Source organism: Mesorhizobium sp. M0910, from assembly GCF_040319465.1.
In the GTDB taxonomy this organism is placed as follows: Bacteria; Pseudomonadota; Alphaproteobacteria; order Rhizobiales; family Rhizobiaceae; genus Mesorhizobium.
This window is the reverse complement of record NZ_JAMYNZ010000010.1, coordinates 36,715-53,247: the sequence shown is the minus strand read 5'-3', so window position 1 is coordinate 53,247 and position 16,533 is coordinate 36,715. Positions and strand designations below refer to the sequence as shown.

Here is a 16,533-nt window from a genome sequence, read left to right as displayed (position 1 = left end):
GATGGAAGGATATTTCCGTGAAATTTATGCCACATAGTGAAACAATTGCAATATAACTTTTACATTATATTACGTATAACCACTATGCAGGGGGAACTGTCTCTGCTCTTATCTGTCTATACCAAGCCTGTAGCTGATACTCGCTGACGCGTGGCAGGAGGTATGGAGTGCGGCTGAGCTTTTCGATGTTACGGTTTGGATGCCGCCCGGCAAATTTGCGGTGCTTCGAAAGACGGGCCGAGGACCGTGGAGAGCAAGACATGTTGAGCTCGGTACGACCTGCCGATGTTGTTCTCGAAATCGATCTCAGCGCGATTCAGGCGAACTTTCGGACCATATCGGCCCTCGTTGGGCCACAGGTAAGGGTAGCCGCTGTCGTCAAAAGCGACGCCTATGGGCTTGGCTTGGTTAAGATTGCAGGCGCGCTCATTGACGCCGGATGTGATCTGCTCTTCGTCGGCAATCTCCACGAAGCGCTACTTCTGAGGTCTTCCCACATGGGCGCGGCAATCGCGGTTTTTTGCGATGAGTTTGCGAGGTATGGCGGACATTATCGATCGAACGGCCTTATACCAGTTGTGAACAATTGTGTCGAACTGGATGCCATTAGCGGTGCACCGGAGCCGCAAACATACTTTCTCAACGTGGAGACTGGGCTCTCTCGCCTTGGCCTCGCTTTCGACGACGTCCGGCGCAAGTATCTTTGTGGTATCTTCAACCGGCATCCGCCTTCGGCCGTACTCAGCCACCTCGCATGCAGCGAACGCGCTGGGGACCCAATGAATTTGCTACAAAGGAACCGCTTTCGGGCGACGTCAGATCTGCTTAAACCGACACTTCGCAGCCTCGCTGCCTCCGCCGGTGTGTGGCTAGGGGAACGCTATCACTTCAATATGGTACGGGTGGGCTCGGCACTTTACGGGCTTAACAATGCCGGCATCCGGCCAAATCCTTTAAAGCCCGTTGCCAGCCTCAAGGCGAAAACACTCGAGGTGCGCAATGTAGCAAGGGGTGAGGCAGTTGGATACGGTGCGACTTTCCGCACGGCCCGAGCCAGGCGCATAGCGGTCGTCGCGATCGGCTATAAGCATGGCCTTCCATGGGTCTGCGCCAACAAGATATCCGTCCGGTTTGCTGGATATCCTGCTCCTTTAATCGGAAGGGTGTCCATGGAATACATAACAATTGATGTAACGGATGTTCCTGAGACGCTTTGTGGTCCGGGTACGAATGTCGAACTGCTGGGCGACGATTTCACCGTCGATGACCTTGCCGCGACCGCTGGAGTTCATCCGCAAGAAGTGCTCACGCGGCTTGGTGTCGGTTGCGCAAGGCGGTATGTGAATAGTTCTTCTGCATCTGCTGGATTTCCCGAGCAATTTTACTAATGCGGGTTATGGCCACGATCCGCGCGCCATCCTCGGCTACAGCGAAGAGGCCCGACTGCCTTGCTTCAAGATATTTATAGGAAGGGGCTTCTTTTTGTCACGATCTCTGCAGTCGCGTGGAGCACCGCAGGGCTGCTCGTCAGGGGCCTGCCACTTGACGCTTGGACAATTTTGTTTTGGCGCAGTCTGTTTGCAGCGGCTTTCCTGGCAACTTGATCTCTTTGTAGATGGGCCAAGACATAGCCTTCGTCCAACAGGGCGAGGGATGATTGTTCCAGCCTGCATGGCAATCGCCATGCTAGTGTTCATCCCTGCGTGTCAGTTAACCTCGATCGCCAACGTAGCAGCCCTCTATGGGACGACATCGGTCTTCACGGCTATCCTGGGGTGCCTTTGGCTGGGAGAGAAAATTCGTCCTGCGGCCCTATTGGCAATAGTAACGATGGCCGCAGGTAACTGCGTGCTCGTCTGGGGAACAGGTCTAGACTCCGACGTTGTTGGCAACGCCCTTGCCGTCGCCATGACCTTCATGACCGCCTTTGTTGCTGTGTGTATCCACCGCGAAGAATCGTTTCTGGCTTCCATCTGCGCGGCCAACGTTTTCGTCTCACTGCTCAGCTTGTGCTTCGCTGCGCCGCTATCACCAATTCTGAGACATCTGGTATATCTTGCGCTTTTTTGGCCTGGTGCAAGTGGGATTGGCTTTTGTGTTCTATTCGGCTGGCGCTCGTCGCGTTCCAGCTTCGCAAGCCTCCTTGATTGGAGCGCTAGAAACGCCGCTCGCTCCATTTTGGGTGTGGCTCGCATTCGGCGAAAGACCCTCCCTGTCGACCCTCGTTGGGGGTGGGATCATTATCGCATCAACAGTTGGGTACCTTCTAGCGATGGCCGGACTCGCGGCGCGCCCGTAGCACTGACGTTTGGCTGTCTCAGGAGTTGCAGGAAGGCGTGAAAAAGGAGCTAAGGTCAATGAATAATTTGCAAGCGCCAATCATAATTGAAGGCATTGCAACGGTCATAGAAAAGTATCGTGCTGTCGTTCTGGATATATGGGGTGTCTTGCACGACGGGGAAGTTGCCTTTCCTCACGCGATCACCGCCCTGAATGCTTTGCGAAACAAGAAGCTTGATATCTGCCTCCTATCGAACTCTCCCCGTCGTGCCTACGAAGTTGCTACAAGCTTAGAATCGATTGGAATAGAACCGTCTCAATATAACTATATTGTCACATCTGGAGAGCTGGTTTACGAGGCGCTAGAAAATGCCTCAGACGACTGGCATAGAGCACTAGCAGCTCGCTACTTCCACATCGGACCACCTGAGCTGGCGGGCTTGCTCCGGGGATTAGATCGGTTCGAGGTCTTTTCACCTGGAGACGCCGACTTTATCTTAACCACCGGGGCGAGCACTCAGCCGCCAGATGAAGTTGCGGCACTGCTGAAGGAATGTGCTTTGCGCAAACTTCCAATGATCTGCGCGAATCCCGATCTGGTCGTTTTAGTTAGCGATCAACTTGTTGTTTGTGCGGGGGCGCTCGCCGAGCAATACGAAGCGTTGGAAGGGGAGGTTTTCTACCATGGAAAGCCGTATTCATCGGCTTACCGACGCGCCCTCGACCTTCTCGGCTACGAAAGACATCAAGTGCTCGCAGTGGGTGATTCGCTACGGACCGACGTTGCGGGTGGTCGAAACGAGGGCATGGACGTGCTCTTCATCGCCAGCGGCATACATAGGGACGCCGCTGGTGACTTCAAAGCAGGCAAATTCCCCAGTGCGCTGCTCCAACAGTTCTTTGCCGGAGAACCAGTCGTTCCCACGTTCGCTGCTTCCCTCTTTAGGTGGTAGGAGAGGAAAGATGACGAGAACGATCACCCTTGGCAAGTTAATTGATTTCAAGGATGACCTCGATTTGAGAATCTGAGCCGACGGATTTGGACAACCACGGTGCGCGCGTCGATATAGAGTTTTTCACGAGCCGCCCGGATCAGTTCCCCTGCAGCTGAATACCTGGCCACGGTTCTCAAGCGTCTGCGCGGCAGGTTGAACTCGATGGATGCTGGCGAGAGCAATTCGAGGGTCGCCGCAGGTGAGCGATTGGGCCTCTTCGACAGTCCCCATCGATGAGGCCAAATGAGGCCACGGGTCGCATCCCGAAAGCCGTACTCGGGGAAGTCTATCGGGGTGATGCCTATGTGCATGAGGCCCAGAGGTACGGTTCGATGTTTCGTTTTATAAGAACTGCTCCCAGTCCGGGCGCGTTGGATATTTCGAAATATCCAGAACTGCTCGACGGGGGATTCTCAAGCACCTCTACGTAGCCGTCATCGTCCCTGAAGGCAGGATAGTGTTCATGGATCATAAAATTGGTGATATTGGCTTCAATCTGGAGCGTTGCAGTTTCGATTAGACTACTACCGCACACATGTGGAGCTACACGCATATTGTAGGCTTCTGCCATAGCGCAAATTTTCTTCGTCTCCATCAAGCCTCCCGCTGTCCCAATATCAGGCTGGATAATCCCGCAGGCTTGCAACTCGAAGATCTTACGGAACCCGAACTTCGTATAGACACGTTCTCCAACAGCAATCGGTAATGGAATTTGTTCCGAAATTATTTTCAGCGCCCCGTTATCGAATGGATCGCAGGGCTCTTCGACAAAGCAAATATCGAGCTCAGCGATTTTTCGGCAAAACCGAATCGTCTCATCGGTAGTCAAGCCGCCACTGAGATCGATCATGAGTTCAATTTCGGGCCCGGCCGCATCACGGACAGCCTTGACCCGTCGGTATGCAAGCTCAATTGCTTCGGCTGACATTGATCGGCGTGTCACGTGTTGCAAAGCCGAGCCGACCCGCTGTGCCAAAGGGTAGAATTTGAGCGCCCCATATCCCTCCTTCAGAGGGCTTTCTGCCGCACGGGCAAATTCGTCCGGCGTATCAGCCGCACCGTACCAACCGTTCGCGTAGACCCGCACACGGTCCCGGATTTTTCCGCCGAAAAGCTCATAAACCGGGACCCCGAGACATTTGCCTTTGACGTCCCAGAGAGCCTGCTCTATCGCGCTGATGCCGGCAAAGATGATCGCGCCACCATTCTTTGCCCAGAACGAATGATCATACATTGTAGACCACAGCTCTTCGATCCGGCCGGGGTCTTTGCCGATTAAGAATCGTTCCGAGAGATCCTTGATCATCCCTGCCGCTGCGGTCCCGCCAACGCCATAGGCTATTCCCGCCTCGCCGGCCCCCGTTATGCCTTCGTCCGTCAAGATTTCAAGCAAGACAGGATGCAGGCGGCCAGATTTGAGCAAATAGATATTGACGCCGGTAATTTTCATAGTCGCCTCGCAATCCGATGGTGTTACCTTACAGGCTGATCCGCTGATACTCGGTCGCTGAGGGCATTCCTCGAGCCAGGAACAAGGTCCTGTTCCAGCACTGCATGACGACCGAAAAGGCCGTCTGCGTCGGCTCACGCAACGAGGTCTGCTTGCAGACCGAGTCAGGTGCATTGGTCCGATCCCGCAGAATATCCATGACCTCGCAGGCGTTCGTGCAGCCCGCTTCTCGTATCTTCAGAACCTCGAGGCGCTTCTGGGTCGACGGATATTGCTTGGCCAAAAGCTCAGAGTCTTCGTCAGCGCGAATTTGGTCATTCAAGGCATGATTGGTGTGGGCAAAGAATGAACCCGATCTGAACACTGACACGCCATGTCTCGCGGAAACCTCTATCGAGGCGATTTGCTTTGACGCATCGCCGAAAAGATATGCCCGACCAGCCATATGCGGCAGCGAATTTGCCGCTTCGATTGCTGTATTCACGTCCCGGCAGCCAAGAAAAACGCGGCGAACGATTTGGCTCGGAATTCCGTCGCAACGTGACTTCAATACGAGGTCATTGTTGACGAAACCAAAGCCCGCTCGGTTGAACCCTACCCAACCGAGACCACCTACGGCTGCCACGGTGGCGAATTCAAAGCCACTTGGGCCGACATGAATGAAAAGAGCCTGTTCCGCATCGCTCCCGGGCGGCCCGTCCCAGTTCTGTGCAATCAGCGCTCCGTCACGCGTTTGCACCGCCAGACCACTGCAGCCGGTCGCCGCAGGCGGCGCAAGAAGTTCAAATGAGCTGCGCAGGACGATACCCAACACCTCGCGACCAGCACCGTCCGCGATTCCGCGCAACTCGGCTCCAACATGAGGAGCCATCACATCGACCGTTGCCAGAACAGCGCTAGCGCGCTTGTGTGCCTGGGACAAATCCGCGGCTGACAAGGATGCTAAACGACGGCCCAAGGCCTGACCGATTAGGTCAGCGAACTGATTGCCATGCTGAAAGCCACGCTCGTATGGAGAACCCGACAATACCATAATTGGGATAGGTAGCGCAGACGCCATCGAAATTGCGGCCCTTGTCAGGCGGAAAATTACGATCCCCTCTTAGCCCTCCAAATTTTCTTGTCAAGAAAATTCACGCGTCGCCTGCAACTTGGGCTAGTCCGCTGATCTCCTTGACCAGACCACTACGCCAGGCTCCCTCCTTTTCCATCTCTTCAAACACCTGGCGGGACTTTGCGCGCCACGCCTTTACCCCGACAGTACACAGAACCGCTCCGTCCTCCTCCAATAGGGCAGGCAAAAGATCACGCGTGTGGCCAAGCAAATTCGAACAAAATTCCGCAGCCTGGACGGCAGCTTGTTCCAGCCCGGTTTGAATGTGTGGAGCGAGAATTTGATAACGCTGTAGGTTCATTGCAAATGTCAGGTCGAGCGGCCGGTAGTCCAATGCTGTCATGAACCGAGCAAATCGCGTGAAACGCATGCTCACAACATGACTGAGATTGGTAATCATCGCTGCAAATTTGCCGTCCTGGAACGCGTCCACCACCTCATTCCACGGAACAACTACAGGTCGGCACCCCATAATCTCCAGATAGCGGAACATTGTATCGTTTTCGGGGCACCTTATGGGCAAGTCTCTTAGGTCATCCGGTGATAAGATAGGAGTCCGCGATAGCAAAACTAGGGAAGGACCCCGCTTCCACTTCAAGCTCGGATTTAGAAGTTCGACCGAATTGCTTCGGAGGGCCTGCCTGACTTCTCGATCAAACAAGGAGCTCTCCGAAAATCGTTCCAGATGCTTTTCATCGTCGAAGCAAAACGGGAGTGATGCTAGCTTAACGGGATCCGAATAGTGCTGAAAAAACCCCAGGCTTTCGACGAAAATGTCAATAATTCCATTGACGAGGGCTCGCACTTGAGTTTCAGCGGGACCAAGCTGCCCCCCGGGAAATACCGAAATCGCAAGATCGTATCCTGTTTTTTGGCTGACTAGGGACGAGAACATCTCGATAGCTCTGCCCTCAGGATCCCAGGACGGTACCAGAGTGCCCAAACAACGCGGCATTTCAGAATCCGACTGAAGAAAATATTGCGCTGGCCGATCCAATTCCAGGCCGAAACGCACCAAAGCTGCGATCGACGCCGGGGCCTTTCCCGTTTCAAGCTTCGACAGCTGCGACACAGACATGCTGACCTTTCCGGCCAGCGCCTCGAGACTAAGGCTCTTGGCTTTTCGGGCCTCGCGCAGCCGCTTTCCAACCAAGCCATTGATCTGTTTTTCCACCTCGGATCTTGCGTCCATCACCGCTCCTGCGCGCTTGCTTCGAACGCGGCCGCTACACTGCACCTAACGCGTACGGGGAACGCAGGGGAAATCTCGGGGCCGCTTCGCTTACCCCTATCACGCCTCAATCGGAAAAAACAGATGGCAGCGTATGCACGAGAATTTTCTTGACAAGAAAATAAACTCATGTGCCCATAGGAGGCATCAAAGGCCGTGATCGACACAGCGCAATAATTAGAGAGAAGATAAAGCCGTGACTGGACGTAATATGGCATTTTCGCCTCAAGAATATCGAGAAAGGCTGGCAAAGGTCCAAAACGCCATTCAACAGCTCGGGATGGTTGGCCTGCTTGTGCATTCGCCGCATAATATCTGCTATCTCACCGGCTATCACACCTCGGGCTTTTTCGCTTACCAAGTCCTGTTCGTCCCCGCCGACGGCGAGCCGCTGTTATTGGTCCGTGAACTGGAACGGACCAATGCAGACGAGTATTCGTGGCTGGCTCTCGACCGGCAGTCCGTTTATCTCGACAACGAAGATCCGGCTTCCGTGACGGGTCGGTGGTTGGCTGAACTTGGATGGACGGCAGCCAGCGACCCAATCGGTGTCGAAAAAACCTGCTTCAATCTGGCAGTAAGAGACTACGAGGAGCTTTGCCATGCTGCGAGGCCGAATAAAGTAGTCGATGGATCAGGTATCGTCGGTCGCGTGCGGCTCATCAAATCGTCGCAGGAGATCGCTTATGCGCGTCGAGCTGCGGAAATAACCGACATTGCGATGCGCACAGGACTCGAGGCCCTCGCCGTCGGGAAAAAGGAACTCGAAATCGCATCGACGATCCAGGAACAACAAGTCCTGGGCGGTTCTGAGTACACAAGCCTGCCGAATTACCTCTCATCTGGTTATAGAATGAGGATCGGTCATGCCACGCCAACCGAGAAGGTGATCGAGGCCGGCGACGTCCTCAAATTCGAGATCACCAGTTGCGTGAAGCGCTACAGTGCAGCAATGATGCGCACTGCCGTGATGGGCGCGCCGGCTGCCGAAATCGCTCAGGCGGCTGATCTTCTAATAAGTTGCCAAGACCGTGCCTTCAGCATGATGAAACCAGGCGCAGTTGCTGGCGAAGTCGATGCGGCAGTGCGCCAAACGGTCCTGAAAGCGGGACTTCGGAAAACCTATTATCCGCGAGTTGGCTATTCCTTGGGCATCGGCTTCCCACCGGTTTCCGGCGAATGGGAAGTATGCGACTTCATGGCAGGCGATACTTGGCTGCTCCAGGCCGGGATGATCTTTCACATGCTCGTCAATGCCAACGGCATTTCCTTCAGCGAGACTATTCTGGTGACGGAAACGGGTTCGGAACGCCTGACATCCCTGCCGCGGGAGCTCTACATTGCCCAATAGTCCCACCTCGTCGGCCAGCGCCTTTTCCGGCCCGAATTCCGATCTTGGGAAAGGCGAGGCTGCCGGGCTGCTGATCACGAACATTGCGGAACTAACACCCCTTGATGAATTTGGGCCGGGTCCTCAGAGAGGTGGCCTGAAACACCTAAAGGCGATCAGGAACGCTGCAATCCATGTCGTTCAGGGGCGGATAAGGGATTTTGGGCCTGCCGAACGAGTGATGGCCGGATTGCCGAAGGGAGCCGCGCCGAGAGTTCTTGATGCGTTCGGAGGCGCGGTGATACCTGGCTTCGTCGACTGCCATACCCACCTGCTCTATAGCGGCTCGCGTGCTGACGAGTACCCAATGCGGGTCGCGGGCGCTAGTTATAGTGAAATTAGTTCCAGCGGCGGCGGCGTCACCCGCACAATTCGCGAAAGCACCGACGCAACCTCAAGCGAACTGAAGCAGGCGTTGACGGCGAGGCTGGAGAAAGCGTTGCTGAATGGGACAACGACTGCGGAAATCAAAACCGGTTACTGGGTCGCTCCGGAAGGAGAATGCGCGGCGCTGGATATCATAGCCGAAGTCTCAGCGTCTCAGCCAATCGATCTCGTTCAAACGTTCCATGTCGCGTTGGGCACGCCGGCACGATTTGGAGGATCTGGGGAATATGCCAGATACGTCATCGACCACCTTCTACCGTCCGTTGCCTCCCATGCACGCTTTTGCGACGTCGTTTGCGATGTCGGGGCCTTCTCGCACGATGAGGCGCGGCAAATATTGCAAGCAGCGGGCAGGCGCGGTTTAAACTTCAAGATTCACGCCGATGAATTTTCCGCCGCCGGCGGTGCCGAACTCGCAGCTGAGCTCGGCGCTGTTTCAGCCGACCATTTGTGTTTCCTAGGAAAAGACACTGCCCAAACGCTGGCCAGGGCACAAACGGTTGCAGTCTTGCTTCCGGCGACGTTTCACTATCTGCTTGCTCCCAGGTTCGCGGACGCCCGCCAACTCATCGACAGCGGAGTACCGATTGCCCTCGGGACAGATCATGGGCCAGGCAGTCCGACCCTTTCGATGCCGTTCGTCATGGGCCTGGCATGTTCCTGGTTGCGAATGGACCCAGCTGAGGCGTTGGTTGCTGCGACTTGGAACGCCGCTTGCGCCATCAGAGGCGCCTCAACCGCCGGCCAGATCGCGATCGGGCGGCCAGCAGACCTGGTGGTCCTTGAGGCGCCGACCTATCGAGATTTGCCATATCTGATCGACCAAAACCTTGTCCGATACACACTTAAGGACGGCGCTGTCTTCGGCAAGCACATAAATTACCAACTTCAACAAAGGGGAATAAAGTGGCCGTGCTGCTGCCTGTAACCCACCACTACAAATTGGCTCGTAAGCTGCCTGACAGGCGAACGCTGATCGAGGACGGGGTCGCTACGGGCACTGGAACGCCGCCTGTGCTCTCGGCCCTCGAAGAGGCGGAAAAATAGGACGGCCCGCCGATTCGTCGTCCCTTGAGGCTGAGTCATATCGAGAAAAATCCCATGCTTGATCGACCATCCGCTGGTCGAAACCACAGTCAAGAAGGGAAAGTCCACCTGAACTGACCTCAGTTCAGGCAACCCGGGAGGAAAATATGAACAATATAGGAACCATTTCGAAGACATCAATTGGAGCAATCGTGGCTACTCTGCTGCTCCATGTTTCGCATGCGCAGAGCCAGGAGACACTTACCATTTCTGCTTCCGGGGGGTCGTACGACGCCTGCGTCAAGGAAGCCTATCTTGACGCATGGGAGAAAGAGACAGGCATTAAAGTCGTTGTAGGCGGTGGGGCATGGGACCTCGGTGTTTGGCGGGCACAGCAGGAGACGGGGAAGACCGAGTGGGACGTTGCCACGTCGGACCCCGGCCAGTTGCGCCAGCTGGTCCAAAATGGGTGGGTTATGCCGATTGATCCCGAACTCCCTAATAGAAATGGAGGCCTCGTCGATTTTCCGGGCCTAGTGCCCAAGTTTGATGGCAAGATCTATGCTCTACCCACCGAAATTTTCTCGACTGTCGTCACCTACAATTCCAAGGCTTTCAAAGGCGACAAGCCCAAGACCTGGGCTGATGTCTTCAATACCGAAAAGTACCCTGGCAAACGTCTGTTTTCCAACGTCCCCGTCGACTTCGGTGTGCTGGAAGTTGCCCTTCTGGCCGACGGGGTCGCGCCTGAAAATATCTACCCACTGGATGTAGACCGTGCGCTGAAAAAGTTGGACTCTATCAAGAGCGACATCCTTTGGTATGATTTTGGAACTCAGCAAGTCGCGCTTTTGCAACAAGGCGACGCAGTGATCGGGGCCGGTTGGGACGGCCGAGTGAAAGCCCTTCAGCGAGACGGCGGTACGATCGAATTCTCCACTGAGCAGGCGATCGTTAAACCGGATCTTTGGATTCTGCCAAAGGGGGGCAACTCCGAACTCGGCGCTCGTTTTCTTGCCTTCATCGACAACCCTGAACGACAGGCCAAATTCGCAACCTGCATCGGCTACGCTCCAGCACTTCGTAAGGCGTACGACCTGCTGCCTGCCAATCAGAAGTTCACTGTCGACCCGAATAATCTGAAGGGCGTCGTCGTGTGGAACGACGAATATTGGGCAAAAAACGCACGGGAGGTCACCGCGCGTTTTAATGAATGGCTCACCAAGTAGGCGAGTTCGATCGCCTACGGGTCGATAGCAAGCAATGAGGTAACAATCGTGTCCAACACCAGTAAGGATTGCGGGTCGCCACCCGCAATCCAGATCAGCCGACTGAAGAAGTGCTATGGTGCAGTGGAAGTGTTGCGAGGTATAGACCTTACAATTCCGGAAGGTTCCTACACAACCTTTCTTGGGCCGAGCGGTTCTGGAAAAACAACCCTCCTCAGGATTATCGCTGGTTTTGCCAGTGTTAGTGAGGGGACAGTCAGCATTTCAGGTGTCGACGTAACCGACAGAGCTGCCCGCGCCAGGGGTATCGGCATGGTCTTCCAAAACTATGCCCTTTTCCCCCATCTCACGGCGAGAGAAAATGTTGAGTACCCGCTTAAAGTCCGCAGGTTGCCGCGCGAGGAGCGACGCCGACGTGCGCTGGAATACCTGGAGCGGGTGCACCTGTCAGAGTGGGCCGATCGCTATCCGCGCGAGTTGTCCGGTGGACAGCAGCAGCGCGTGGCTTTGGCACGCAGCCTGGTTTACGGACCCAAGCTTCTGCTGCTCGATGAGCCTCTGAGCGCGCTCGATAAACATTTACGGGGGCAGATGCAGGACTTCCTGAAGGAGTTGCAGCGAGACCTGGGCATTACCTTTGTTCACGTTACGCACGATCAGTCTGAGGCTCTGGCGCTTTCCTCGCTGGTGGTCATTATGCGTGATGGTCGACTGGAGCAGGTGGGATCACCCGAGCAGATCTATCTCGAACCGAATTCCCGCTTTGTAGCGGGCTTTATCGGCAACAGCAACATCGTGTGTTGCTCCGTCACTGCTCGCAATGGGCGGCTCGCAACGGTCAGGCTCGAAGAGGGGACGGAGGTCGGTGTTCCCATTCCGGCAGGTGTCACTGAGCGGCTTGGTGTGGGCGAAAAATCGCTTCTGTTATTACGACCGGAGAAAGCCGAGACTGGCTATGGTATCGATACGAGCGTGGTCTCCATGTCCGGGCCGGTGTTGAGCACGACCTTCATGGGTACGCACTACCAAGTGGTTTTTTCGACCCGGCATGGGGAAATCACAGCTCACCTGAACAACGATTATGCGCCTGGCCAGTCAGTAGACGTTGCCTGGCGCGCCGGAAATCTAATCGTTCTGCCAGAGAGTTGATTGCCATGCCAGCTCACCGGATCAAAATCAACCCGATAGTTCTCGCCGCTGCCCCCGGAATTGCTCTGCTCGTCATCTTCTTTGCCATTCCGCTCGCCAACTTAACAGTTCGCAGTCTCACGGACCCGGAGTTTGGCTTGGGTAACTATAAAGCGGTACTAGGGTCCCAGACTTACCTACGAGTGGGGTGGCGCACCATCTGGATATCCTTCCTTGCAATGTCCGGGTGCGTCCTCATCGGCACGCCAGTTGCCTATGCAATTGCCCATTCGAAGCGTCGCGCCTTGGTCGTCGCTACCCTCGCCGTGTTGGGACTCTCGTTTCTCACGAGTTCGCTCATACGCGCGTTCGCCTGGATGATCTTGTTCGGAGCACAGGGGCCGATCGTGGCAATTCTCAACGTAGCAGGGTTGGACGTACATACCCTCCTCGCAACACAGGTAGCGGTGGTTGTCGGCATGATCCATTTCCTCCTTCCTATCTACGCGCTGACCGCTTTCGCGGGATTTCGCAACATGCCCTTTGATCTGGTGGTAGCAGCCGAAGGTCTTGGCGCATCGCGCTGGTACGCGCTGCGTACCGTTTATTTACCGCTTGCGCTGCCGTCCATCATCAACGCCGCGTCACTAGTCTTTGTGATTGCGCTAGGATTCTTCATCACACCTGCGCTCCTTGGCGGTCCAAGCGAAATGATGCTGGGGCAGTTGATCGCCATCAGCATATCGAAGTTCGGTGATTTCGGCTTTGCGGCGGCGGCCGGTGTCCTGCTGATGGTGATCACACTTTTCCTGCTCAGTGCGGTGCAGTGGGTCTTCAGGGCGGGGCAAAGACAATGAGTTCGAAACATATTCGGCTCGGCATCGTGGGGGCCGGCGTTTGGGCTGAGCGAGCGCATCTGCCAGCATTTGCCCGCATCAGCGGAGTTAAGATCGTCGGCATCGCGGACCCCAATACCGATCGAGCGCGGGAGCTTGCCAGCCGTTTTGGTATACCCAGCGTCTACGATAATCACGAGGACGTGCTTGCCGGCGGTGTGGACGCCGTCACGATTGCTGTGCCTGTTGACCAGCATTTCCAGATAGCGTCTGCGGCGCTGCGCCGGGGGGTGCATGTACTGTGCGAAAAGCCACTGGCACGCACGGTTGACGAAGCTGCGGCACTGAAGGAGATGGCCGGGTCAGCCGGAGTGGTTGATTGCATGGGCTTTATGTTGCGCTTCAGCCCAGCCTTCCTTCAGTTGCAGGAGCTGCTTGAAAGTGGTGCTGTGGGTCCAATTCACAGCATCCTTTACCATTCGCATTTTGCTCAGTTCTTCGATCCGCAGACGCCCTGCCACTGGACAATGAACGCCGAACGCACCGGCGGCGGCGTCTCAGTCGAATACGGCTGCCATGGTCTGGACCTCGCTCGATCCGTGGCCGGAGATATTACAGAATTGTGCGCCAATGCACGCACGCTTGTTCCCGAACGGCCGGATGTCGGAGGCGCCATGCAGAAGGTCGACGTGGATGAAGTCTGCTCCTGGCTTGCCAACTTTTCCGGAGGGGCGGAGGGCCTATTCCACGTCAGCTGGAGTTCGAGTCTTAGCTTTGGCGTCGAGTTTGCGGTCTTCGGTCAGAACGGAGCTTTAGGCTGGCGCAAGACCGAAAGCTGGCCATTTTGCCAAGTTCTGTCAAGTATCGATCCCACGCGAGAGATGCAGCCGATCGAGATCGACCGGCGCTATACCGACCGTGTCGGTTGGGCGGAATCGTGGCGTGCTTGCTTCATGAGCGGCCTCGCCCACCAGTTCACCGCCGAGATCGCAGGGGCTCCCAGGCGCTCCCCGGGCTTTCACGACGGACTCGAAAGCCAGCGCGCCCTCAAAGCCATCGGCACTTCGCTCGCGGAACGGAGGTGGGTGAGCCTTCACGAAGCCTCGGCGAGCTCACGGGCCGATGAACGCAAATTGGGGATCCTCTGATGTGGTCGGCGGAAAAATTGGCGGGCCTCATCACCGAATTTGATCCTTCGGTCATTTCGCAGGCCACGCGTGGAAAGGTATCCGATCTGGTCATTGACGTCGTTGGCGCCGCCGCGGCAGGGGTTCGCACTGAGGCCGCCGCTGCAACCCGCGCCGTGTGCCAAGGCCTCTTCTCTCCCGGCTTGGCACTGTGCTGGTTCACGGACAAAAGGCTCTCACCTGCCGCCGCTGCGTTTGCAAATAGCGCGGCTGCAGTTGCCCTCGACATTGATGATGGACACCGGCGAGCAATCGGGCATCCGGGTGCGGCAATCATTCCGGCCATGATCGCTGAAGCGGAAGCAAGCGACGCGAGTTCCGAGGAGCTGCTCGCCGCGATCGTTATCGGATATGAGGCTGGCATCCGTGTCGCCTCAGCCCAGTCCAACAGACAGGACAGCCGCCTCTATGCGACGGGCCGGTGGGCACCGGTCGCTGTTGCTGCGGGGCTTGGTTTTCTCCGCCGCCTCGACAGGGCGAGACTTACGCAGGCCTTGGCGATAGCCGCGACCCATCGCCCAGCGCAACTGCCAAGTGGGACCAGCAAACAGTTAGGACACGCTAAGGAGGGCATAGCTTGGGCTTCCTTCACCGGCTTCGTGGCGGTCGACCTTGCACAGAACGGATTCACTGCATCGCTCGACATCTTCGATATACCAGAGCTTTTCGATGGGAGCGCATTGCATCGCGACTGGGGCGAACTGTTCGAGATCGAGCGCACCTACACTAAACCCTATTCGTGTTGCAGATGGATTCACGCAGCCATTGATGCTCTGCGCATTATCATGGATCGCGAGGCGGTGCAGGCACGTGACATCTCCCGCGTAGAGGTCCATACCATCGGACCCGCGGTACGATTGAACAACAAACCGGATCCATCGGCACATTTCGAGGCCCAGTTCAGTGTTCCATTCTGTCTTGCGGTGGCAGCGATTGAAGGAAGCAATGCCCTGGTCCTGCCCGATACTGCCGTCCTTCACCGATCGGACCTCATCAGCTTCGCGCGGAAGGTCGACCTAAGGATCGATCCCCAACTCGACGCCCTTTTCCCGGCTCGGACCAGCGCCCGGTTGGTCGTGGAGACGCGATCAGGCGTCTATGAACACCAAGTCGACTTCCCAAAGGGAGAGCCAGACAACGCAATGACCCGCTCCGAACTCTTGGAGAAATTTGAGCGGCTCTGCACTTTTGGTCATGGTCCTTCAAAAGCAGCCCGGCTTGTCACTGCGTTCGCTATTCTAGACGATAGGACACTCGACAATGTCACTCAGCACATCTCCGAAATTATCCTACCAACGTGAATCGGCCTACGGTTCGGCGGTTCTGCCAAACGCACGGAGAAAACCAATGAGACGGTCGTTCGATGCAGAGGGATGGCGCGAGCGATTCCTGATCCTCTGGACGATCATGACAATTTTTTTCCTTTTGCTGCCGCTGTCCGTGATTGTCATTATGTCGTTTTCTGCAGGACAGTTTCTCACGATGCCCAAGGAATTGTCACTTCGATGGTACCAAGAAGTGCTTACGAACGGTCAGTGGCGCCAAGCCGCTCTGAATTCTCTTTCGATAGCATTGCTCGCGGTTTCTATTGCACTTCCCGCCGGGCTCGGACTGGCGCTCGCGAACCATTACGCTCCACCTGGGTGGCGGGCATTCGTGAGGTCGGCGGCCGCGGGCCCTATGGTTGTCCCTGTCATCGTACTTGCGATCGCCCTTTTCTTCGTGCTGGCCAAACTTGGCGTCGTGGGGACGCGATTTGGTGTGGCGATTGGGCATGGCCTGCTCGTCATGCCATTTGTCTTCGTTTCGGTATCCACGGCGCTCGAGTATTTCGATGATCAGCTTATTGAAGCTGCGGAGTCGCTTGGCGCGTCGCGTGTTTACGCGTGGCGGACCGTCTTGCTTCCCTTTGTAGTGCCTGCAATCGTGGTGGGAGCGGCGCTGGCGTTCGTGAACTCGTTCGACGAAGCTGTCATTGCCATTTTTGTCGGACAAGGCGGAACACTCACTATTCCGAGCTTGATGTGGCGTTCCATCAATCTTGAGATTACGCCCAGCATCGCAGCCGTTGCCTCGATGGTAACTGGGGTCGGTATCCTGATCCAGGGCGCCGCGTTCTTGTGGCTTTGGCGCCGCTGGAGGGTAAGTGTGAAGCTCAGCCCATCTGGCGCGACATGAGATGATGGGCGAGAGACGATGACATTGAAGGAGACGGTACTTCCCTAGGAATGGTTGGTCACTTGATGCGCCCAACCTGCTGCAGTTGCTAGGTTACTAGCG

At 56.1% G+C, this 16,533-nt stretch carries 14 protein-coding genes and 1 pseudogene; 12 read left to right on the top strand and 3 right to left on the bottom strand.

Annotated elements, in window-relative coordinates; all coding sequences use genetic code 11:
- The first annotated feature begins 260 nt into the window (after nucleotides 1-260).
- From alr to NKH78_RS23590, 4 genes and pseudogenes are all read left to right on the top strand, one after another.
- Nucleotides 261-1,388: an alanine racemase gene (gene alr, locus NKH78_RS23605; protein ID WP_352884375.1), complete on the top strand. Its 1,128-nt coding sequence runs from the start codon at nucleotides 261-263 to the stop codon at nucleotides 1,386-1,388.
- 265 nt (nucleotides 1,389-1,653) lie between these two features.
- Nucleotides 1,654-1,845, top strand: a pseudogene (locus NKH78_RS23600) (EamA family transporter); the annotation flags it as partial.
- A 211-nt stretch (nucleotides 1,846-2,056) separates the two neighbouring features.
- On the top strand, nucleotides 2,057-2,299 hold the full coding sequence (locus tag NKH78_RS23595) for an EamA family transporter (protein ID WP_352884498.1): 243 nt from the start codon (nucleotides 2,057-2,059) through the stop codon (nucleotides 2,297-2,299).
- Between the two features lie 58 nt (nucleotides 2,300-2,357).
- Nucleotides 2,358-3,233 (top strand): TIGR01459 family HAD-type hydrolase, encoded by an 876-nt coding sequence (locus NKH78_RS23590; RefSeq protein ID WP_352884373.1) that lies wholly within the window; start codon nucleotides 2,358-2,360, stop codon nucleotides 3,231-3,233.
- A 343-nt stretch (nucleotides 3,234-3,576) separates the two neighbouring features.
- Here the strand turns inward: NKH78_RS23590 and NKH78_RS23585 are convergent, their stop codons facing one another.
- The 3 genes from NKH78_RS23585 to dctP form a co-directional block, all read right to left on the bottom strand.
- Nucleotides 3,577-4,725, bottom strand: coding sequence for a mandelate racemase/muconate lactonizing enzyme family protein (locus NKH78_RS23585; protein WP_352884371.1), 1,149 nt, complete (start codon nucleotides 4,723-4,725; stop codon nucleotides 3,577-3,579).
- A gap of 28 nt (nucleotides 4,726-4,753) precedes the next feature.
- On the bottom strand, nucleotides 4,754-5,758 hold the full coding sequence (locus NKH78_RS23580; protein ID WP_352884497.1) for a C45 family autoproteolytic acyltransferase/hydrolase: 1,005 nt from the start codon (nucleotides 5,756-5,758) through the stop codon (nucleotides 4,754-4,756).
- Nucleotides 5,759-5,858: 100 nt separating this feature from the next.
- Nucleotides 5,859-7,031 carry a TRAP transporter substrate-binding protein DctP gene (dctP, locus tag NKH78_RS23575; RefSeq protein ID WP_352884369.1) on the bottom strand — a complete coding sequence of 391 codons (1,173 nt, stop codon included), beginning with the start codon at nucleotides 7,029-7,031 and terminating at the stop codon, nucleotides 5,859-5,861.
- Nucleotides 7,032-7,281: 250 nt separating this feature from the next.
- On the opposite strand from dctP, the gene NKH78_RS23570 reads away from it, so the two are divergent.
- The 8 genes from NKH78_RS23570 (at nucleotide 7,282) to NKH78_RS23535 (ending at nucleotide 16,431) form a co-directional block, all read left to right on the top strand.
- Nucleotides 7,282-8,421: a M24 family metallopeptidase gene (locus NKH78_RS23570; RefSeq protein ID WP_352884367.1), complete on the top strand. Its 1,140-nt coding sequence runs from the start codon at nucleotides 7,282-7,284 to the stop codon at nucleotides 8,419-8,421.
- Complete coding sequence (hutI, locus tag NKH78_RS23565) at nucleotides 8,411-9,775, top strand: imidazolonepropionase (protein ID WP_352884365.1); 1,365 nt, start codon at nucleotides 8,411-8,413, stop codon at nucleotides 9,773-9,775. Before NKH78_RS23570 ends, hutI begins: the two co-directional genes overlap by 11 nt.
- Before the next feature lie 265 nt (nucleotides 9,776-10,040).
- A complete protein-coding gene (locus NKH78_RS23560) occupies nucleotides 10,041-11,102 on the top strand; it encodes an ABC transporter substrate-binding protein (RefSeq protein ID WP_352884363.1) in 1,062 nt (353 codons plus the stop codon).
- A gap of 48 nt (nucleotides 11,103-11,150) precedes the next feature.
- A complete protein-coding gene (locus NKH78_RS23555) occupies nucleotides 11,151-12,251 on the top strand; it encodes an ABC transporter ATP-binding protein (protein ID WP_352884361.1) in 1,101 nt (366 codons plus the stop codon).
- 5 nt (nucleotides 12,252-12,256) lie between these two features.
- Entirely contained in the window at nucleotides 12,257-13,087 is an 831-nt protein-coding gene (locus NKH78_RS23550; protein WP_352884359.1) for an ABC transporter permease, read from the top strand.
- Nucleotides 13,084-14,214 carry a Gfo/Idh/MocA family protein gene (locus tag NKH78_RS23545; RefSeq protein WP_352884357.1) on the top strand — a complete coding sequence of 377 codons (1,131 nt, stop codon included), beginning with the start codon at nucleotides 13,084-13,086 and terminating at the stop codon, nucleotides 14,212-14,214. Before NKH78_RS23550 ends, NKH78_RS23545 begins: the two co-directional genes overlap by 4 nt.
- The gene (locus NKH78_RS23540; protein WP_352884355.1) at nucleotides 14,214-15,554 is read left to right on the top strand and encodes an MmgE/PrpD family protein; all 1,341 of its coding nucleotides are present in this window, start codon (nucleotides 14,214-14,216) and stop codon (nucleotides 15,552-15,554) included. Before NKH78_RS23545 ends, NKH78_RS23540 begins: the two co-directional genes overlap by 1 nt.
- A 46-nt stretch (nucleotides 15,555-15,600) precedes the next feature.
- On the top strand, nucleotides 15,601-16,431 hold the full coding sequence (locus tag NKH78_RS23535) for an ABC transporter permease (RefSeq protein WP_352884353.1): 831 nt from the start codon (nucleotides 15,601-15,603) through the stop codon (nucleotides 16,429-16,431).
- The last annotated feature ends 102 nt before the right edge of the window (nucleotides 16,432-16,533 follow it).